Annotated in this window: 2 protein-coding genes; both read left to right on the forward strand. The window is 59.0% G+C overall.

Translation table 11 applies throughout. The features are described from left to right. The first annotated feature begins 22 nt into the window (after positions 1 to 22). Positions 23 to 487 (forward strand): crossover junction endodeoxyribonuclease RuvC, encoded by a 465-nt coding sequence (gene ruvC / locus NW820_RS12455; RefSeq protein WP_414407651.1) that lies wholly within the window; start codon positions 23 to 25, stop codon positions 485 to 487. Positions 488 to 582: 95 nt separating this feature from the next. After that, positions 583 to 1,236 carry an LON peptidase substrate-binding domain-containing protein gene (locus NW820_RS12460; RefSeq protein ID WP_011432147.1) on the forward strand — a complete coding sequence of 218 codons (654 nt, stop codon included), beginning with the start codon at positions 583 to 585 and terminating at the stop codon, positions 1,234 to 1,236. Positions 1,237 to 1,248 lie beyond the last annotated feature (12 nt).

Genomic DNA, 1,248 nt, shown 5'->3' on the forward strand with positions numbered 1-1,248 from the left:
AGACACCCCACCTGAGCAGCGCATCCTCGGCCTAGATCCAGGTCTGGGAACCATGGGTTTTGGTTGCATTCTGGCGGGATCTGCGGGGTTGAAACCTGTGGATTATGGGGTGATCAGCACCCCCAGCCAACACTCGATGCCGGAGCGGCTGCAAACGCTGCACGAGGATTTGAGCCAGTTGCTGCGCCAACTGCGCCCGCATCAGGTGGGGCTGGAAAAACTTTTTTTCTACAAAATGGGCAATACCATTGCCATCGCCCAAGCCCGTGGCGTGATCCTGCTCACCTTGGCCCAGCATCATCTGTTGCCGGTGGAGTTTACGCCCGCCCAAGTCAAGCAAAGTTTGACAGGCTACGGACGCGCCGACAAGCAGGCTGTACAAGCTGCCGTGGCCCGGGAACTCAACCTGCCCAGCTTGCCCCGCCCGGATGATGCCGCCGATGCCTTGGCGATTGCCATCACAGTCTGGCACCACCGCTTCTCTTGAGGGATCCCCTCCCTGTCAATCCCCTACCTTTAGCAGAGATAAAGATTGGCCAATAAAGATGGGCTAGACTCAGTACAGCGAGAAGCACAAGCCCTATGCCTTCTTCTTCCGTGGATGTTCGCGAGCTACCGCTGTTTCCCTTGCCGGAGGTGGTGCTGTTTCCGGGCCGACCTCTGCCGCTGCACATTTTCGAGTACCGCTACCGCATGATGATCAACACCATTCTGGAGACGGATCGCCGCTTTGGGGTGCTGATGTTCAATCCCCAGACGGGATCCCCAGTGCGGGTGGGCTGTTGTGCTGAGGTGTTGCAGGTGCAGCGATTGCCAGATGACCGCATGGACATTTTGACCTTGGGGCAGCAGCGCTTCCGCGTCTTGGATTACGTGCGGGAAAAACCCTTCCGGGTGGGGCTGGTGGAATGGATTGAGGATGAGCCGACCACCCCTTCCGATGACCTGCAGAGCTGGGTGCGCCAGGTTACCACTCTCCTTCAAGATGTGGTGCGTCTCTCGGGCAAGCTAATGGAGCGGGATGCACAGTTGCCGGAGCAGCTCCCCACCACCCCCATAGAACTGTCCTACTGGGTGGCTAGCCACTTCCATGGGGCCCCCCAAGAGCAGCAAGCTCTGCTGGAAATGGTCAGTACCGAAAGGCGGCTGCGCCGGGAAGCCGAAATTCTCGAGTCCACCCGCAAGCACTTGGCCGCCCGCACGGCCCTCAAGGATCTGTTCACGGAAATTTCCTGAGGTTCCTGTCAG

It is taken from the genome of Synechococcus sp. R55.7, assembly GCF_047461955.1.
In the GTDB taxonomy this organism is placed as follows: domain Bacteria; phylum Cyanobacteriota; class Cyanobacteriia; order Thermostichales; family Thermostichaceae; genus Thermostichus.